This window comes from Candidatus Pelagibacter communis (assembly GCF_001180025.1).
GTDB classification, from domain to species: domain Bacteria; phylum Pseudomonadota; class Alphaproteobacteria; order Pelagibacterales; family Pelagibacteraceae; genus Pelagibacter; species Pelagibacter ubique_A.
Genome location: NZ_CVSK01000023.1, coordinates 1 through 4,405 on the forward strand (window position 1 = coordinate 1; position 4,405 = coordinate 4,405).

Below are 4,405 nucleotides of genomic sequence, written 5' to 3' on the forward strand. Positions count from 1 at the left end.
GGCACATGCACCACTAAAATAGATAAGCATTTTTACCAAAGCATTTCCAGTTTCTACATTAGGCACTAACAATACATCTGCCTCACCAGCAACTAAATTTTTAATTCCTTTTATTGCTGCTGATTTTTTTGAAATACTATTATCAAATGCTAAAGGACCAAAAACATCAGCATTTAAATTTTCTTCTTTGGCTAACTTTGTAATTTCTGCTGCTTCAATTGAACTTGGTACACTTTCCAAAACTTCTTCTGTTGCTGATAAAACAGATATTTTTGGTCTTTCTATTCCTATTCTGTGAGAAAAATTTATTACATTTTTCAAGATATGCATTTTAGTTTTTACATTCGGCAATACATTTAATGCTCCATCAGTGATTATTATAGGTTTATCATCTTTGCCAATACTCATATGCCAAATATGACTTAGTCTTGTTTTGCCCAACAAATTATATTCACGTTTTAAAACCTCTTTCATAAGAACATCTGTATGAATGTGTCCTTTGACTATTATTTTAACCTTTTCTTCACTTGCAAGTTTAGCAGCAATTTTAGCGGTATCGTTCTCTACAGGTTCATGGATAAGCTCATAATTAGAAATATCCCATTTAATATCTTGAGCACATTTTTGAATTTCTACTTCATGACCTATAAATATTGGCTCAATTAAATTCTCGTTAACCGCATCTTGGACTGATAACATGGGCAAGGGTTTGCCTGCATTTACGATTGCAACTTTAACTCCTTTTTTTTTATGGGCTAAATCTAATAAGTTATGTGGACAGACAATTTCTTTGTTTGAGAGCATTTTGTACCATTATGTGAAAAAACTGAACATGTACATATAAAAAATTTCTTTATATCAAATTAACAACTTTATATAATCAATTCAGAGGGGGAAAATTTGGAGATTGTAACTAAAATTGCGCCAATTATTTTGGCTTTGATAATGTTAGGCTTGGGCCTAGGATTAAAACTAGAAGATTTTGGAAGAGTATTCAAAGCACCAAAAGACTTTATAATTGGTTTTATTTCTCAATTAATAATTCTTCCAATTGTAGCATACATATTAATTTTGATTTTAAAAACACCGCCTGAAATAGCAATAGGGGTTATGATCATAGCTGCAGCACCTGGGGGAGTAACATCTAATGTAATGACAAAATTTGCTGATGGTGATGTTGCATTATCAATATCTTTAACAGCTGTTATTAGTTTATTAAGTATAATTACAGTTCCTTTAATAATTTTTACATCTGCAGACATGTTAGGGATAACAGAAGTTTCTCAAAATATTTCAATGACAGGAATTGCTCTAAAAATGTTTTTAGTTGTAACAGTACCTGTGATTTTAGGAATGATTATTAGAAAATTTGCTGAAAATTTCATTTCCTCTAAAGTTGAAATATTTAATAAACTCAACATTGTTTTGTTTGCTGTTTTTTTTGTAGCGGCTTTTTATGAAGAAAGAGAAAATATTATAGGCTTCATCACGCAAGCAGGTTTGATTACTTTAATATTAAATATATCGATGATGGTTATTGCTTATTACATTGCAAAAGTATTTGCCTCAGGAATTAAACAAATGAGATGTATTGCTTTAGAATGTGGATTACAAAATGGTACACTAGCTTTATTTGTTTCTACACAAATATTTGGTACTGATATATTATATGCAATACCTACAGGTGCTTATGCACTAATCATGTATATAACCGGATTTATTTTTATTTATATTTTAAGAAAATCTAATTAAGGATTTATTATTCTTATTTGATTAAAGATTTTATAGATAAAATTACTTAAACTAAGCATATTCTGGTTTACCATTTTACTTGTTTTTTGAAAGGCACTATCTTTAGCATCAAATACAATTAATTTTTTTTCATTTATATGAAGATATTTTTTATCAATTAAATATTTTAGCTTTCTTACAACTGTTGGTCTTGGAATGCCAGTTATCTCAGAAATTGACATGGCATTTACACCTCTTGTATCAGAGCCCATAAGTGCTTTATGGTATGAACGGATGTTTCTTCTTGGAGAAAATTCTTTATTTTTAACTGCATTAATGATGACCACCATTCCGATAGCTAAATATTCTAAATCTTTAAGCTCAGCTCTCCATCTGTTCATATAAATAAACCAGAATTTATTAAACTGATACCAACAATAAGAAAAATTTTCTTTCATCGCAGATATTATTTCATTAACTGAATAAACTTCAGTTATTAATTTTTCTTTTTTTAAAATTTTATTAAATTCATGCAATATAGTTGCAATCTCTGTCAGCGTATTAGTTGCTCTAGCTGAGTACAATGTATCTCTTACGACAAATATTTTTTTACCAGACCTTTTGATTGTTCCTTCTTTCTCTAATTCTAAAACTTTTCTTCTAATACTCTCCTTAGGTACCCCTAGATCTTTGGAAATGTCTGAAATGTTAATTTTTTCAATCTCGATTGAATTTTCCTTATAAAAAGTGTTGTAGTCTATTTTTACACCATTTTGCCTGAAATATATAAGGTTGAGATTTATCAGATATATAATGATGATGAATTTATCTATATCTTTGTAATGATCGTAGGCCCTAACAAACCAGTTGCTTGTTAAGGTAAAAAAAGAGGGTGCTAGTGCGGCAAAATTATCTTGAATTACTTTATTGATTATCTTCTCATCAATATGCGCAGATATACTGGGTAAAGTATTCATATTTATAAAAAAAACCCAATATGAACAAAAGTGAAATTAGAGTCAACCCATTATGGACAACCCTAGTATGTAAAAATTAAACTAATAATGGTTAAAATTAAAACTATAAAACAAATATGAGTACAGAAAGCTTACATAGAACATCTGAGATTGTAGAGACCCCCTCTCAATATGTCGAAACTCCAAAAAGAGTTAATGTGGATGTTCTAAAGCAAAGGCTTCTAGAAGAAAAGAAGAAGGAAAAAGTTAAACGAACAATAATTTTATCATCTGTTATCGTTTCTTTGGGTGCTCTAACGATGTTAACTTATTAAGGTTTCCAAATCTTTCTTTATTATATCCGGTATAGAAATTTCTTTTTTTGAGTTATTTTTATATCGGGCATATTTATTTTGTCCTGGATACATTATTTCCTTAACACCTTTTATCTTAGGAAGTTTTTTTATTGTTTTAATATTATCTTTAATTCGTTGGTTGTAATTTTTTTGAAATAAATTTGCTTTAAAAGTTATAAATAAATGTCCAATATTTTGTGGACCTGAAAAATCATCAAATGGATCTTTAACTCTTCCTGCATGATTTCCTCCAGTTAAAACTCCACTTAAAATATCTACCATCCAAGCAAGTCCTGAACCTCTAAATCCTGCAATTGGCAATTGGACTCCCGCTAATGCTTTTTTTGCATCAATAGTTGGTCTACCAAATTTATCTAAAGCAACTCCCTCAGGAATTGATTGATTGTTTCTTGCTGCAACTCTTATTTTTCCTCTATTAATCATTGAGATAGATGTATCTAAAATGAATGGAATTTTAGAACCAGTGGGGGATCCAAAACAAATTGGATTTGTTCCAAATAAAGTTTTTAATGCACCATGCGGAGCAACTGCAGGAGGTGCATTTGTATAGATCATTGTAATTAAATTTTTTTTTACCGCTTGTTCAGCGTAATAACCAGATAAACCATAGTGACCACTATTTTTAATTGCTACCATTCCTATTCCAGTTTTTTGGGCATGTTTAATTGCAGTTTTAATTCCTAAATCAGCAGCAACAAAACCAATACTATTATTTGCATCAATATGAGAAATTGAATTAGAAATTTTTTTAATTTTAATTCTTGGTTTTGGATTAATTACTTTTTTAGAAATTCGATCACAGTACATCTTTAGTCTAGATAAACCATGTCCATAAGCACCAACTAATTCTGCATTAATTAATGCATTAGTAGAAATTAAAGCATGATCTTTACTTAGACCAAATTTTTGGAATATTTTAATGACTTGTTTTTTTAAAACTGGGGTTTTCATTTCATCCCCTTAACATTTATCCTTTTCCTCGCCAAGGAATAGTTTTATCTATTATTTTTCTTAATGTAATATCAAATAAAAGACCTAGTAGACCCATAATAAATATCGTTATCCAAATCACCTCATATTGGAAGTATTTTTTAGCTACATTTTCAACAAAACCGATACCTGTTGTACCTGCTAAAAACTCTGCAGCAACAAGTGTTCCCCAACACATACCAACAGCTACTCTAATTCCTGTAAGAATTTCAGGAAGTGAATTTGGGAAAATTACATGTCTTAAAATTTGTTTTTTAGTAGCTCCTAATGAGTGGGCTGCATGGATTTTTGATAGTTGTGTTCCTGAAGCACCGGCTCTAGCAGAAATAATCATAATTGATAAAGAGACCA

Annotated in this window: 6 protein-coding genes; 2 read left to right on the forward strand and 4 right to left on the reverse strand. The window is 29.9% G+C overall.

Annotation, left to right across the window (positions count from 1 at the left end; genetic code table 11):
- Positions 1–804: phosphate acyltransferase (locus AMN83_RS00340; protein ID WP_075503410.1), on the reverse strand; the 804-nt coding region annotated here is incomplete at its 3' end.
- Between the two features lie 96 nt (positions 805–900).
- Between AMN83_RS00340 and AMN83_RS00345 the strand changes: the two genes are divergently transcribed.
- Positions 901–1,752 carry a bile acid:sodium symporter family protein gene (locus AMN83_RS00345; RefSeq protein ID WP_075503412.1) on the forward strand — a complete coding sequence of 284 codons (852 nt, stop codon included), beginning with the start codon at positions 901–903 and terminating at the stop codon, positions 1,750–1,752.
- Here the strand turns inward: AMN83_RS00345 and AMN83_RS00350 are convergent.
- Positions 1,749–2,708 (reverse strand): transcriptional regulator, encoded by a 960-nt coding sequence (locus AMN83_RS00350; RefSeq protein ID WP_075503414.1) that lies wholly within the window; start codon positions 2,706–2,708, stop codon positions 1,749–1,751. The two genes, AMN83_RS00345 and AMN83_RS00350, sit on opposite strands and share 4 nt — an antisense overlap.
- A 116-nt stretch (positions 2,709–2,824) precedes the next feature.
- On the opposite strand from AMN83_RS00350, the gene AMN83_RS00355 reads away from it, so the two are divergent.
- The gene (locus AMN83_RS00355; protein WP_023854060.1) at positions 2,825–3,022 is read left to right on the forward strand and encodes a hypothetical protein; all 198 of its coding nucleotides are present in this window, start codon (positions 2,825–2,827) and stop codon (positions 3,020–3,022) included.
- On the opposite strand, the gene AMN83_RS00360 is transcribed toward AMN83_RS00355, so the two are convergent.
- Together AMN83_RS00360 and AMN83_RS00365 are read right to left on the reverse strand one after the other, a co-directional pair.
- Positions 3,011–4,015 carry an Ldh family oxidoreductase gene (locus AMN83_RS00360; protein ID WP_075503416.1) on the reverse strand — a complete coding sequence of 335 codons (1,005 nt, stop codon included), beginning with the start codon at positions 4,013–4,015 and terminating at the stop codon, positions 3,011–3,013. The genes AMN83_RS00355 and AMN83_RS00360 overlap by 12 nt on opposite strands.
- 16 nt (positions 4,016–4,031) lie before the next feature.
- Positions 4,032–4,405, reverse strand: a 374-nt coding sequence (locus AMN83_RS00365; protein WP_143323625.1) for an ABC transporter permease, incomplete at its 5' end; no start/stop codon positions are given.

Excerpts from the sequence above, each read along its gene's own strand:
- AMN83_RS00350 (WP_075503414.1), bottom strand. The coding sequence starts at position 2,708 with ATGAATACTTTACCCAGTATATCTGCGCATATTGATGAGAAGATAATC.
- AMN83_RS00355 (WP_023854060.1), top strand. The coding sequence starts at position 2,825 with ATGAGTACAGAAAGCTTACATAGAACATCTGAGATTGTAGAGACCCCC.
- AMN83_RS00360 (WP_075503416.1), bottom strand. The coding sequence starts at position 4,015 with ATGAAAACCCCAGTTTTAAAAAAACAAGTCATTAAAATATTCCAAAAA.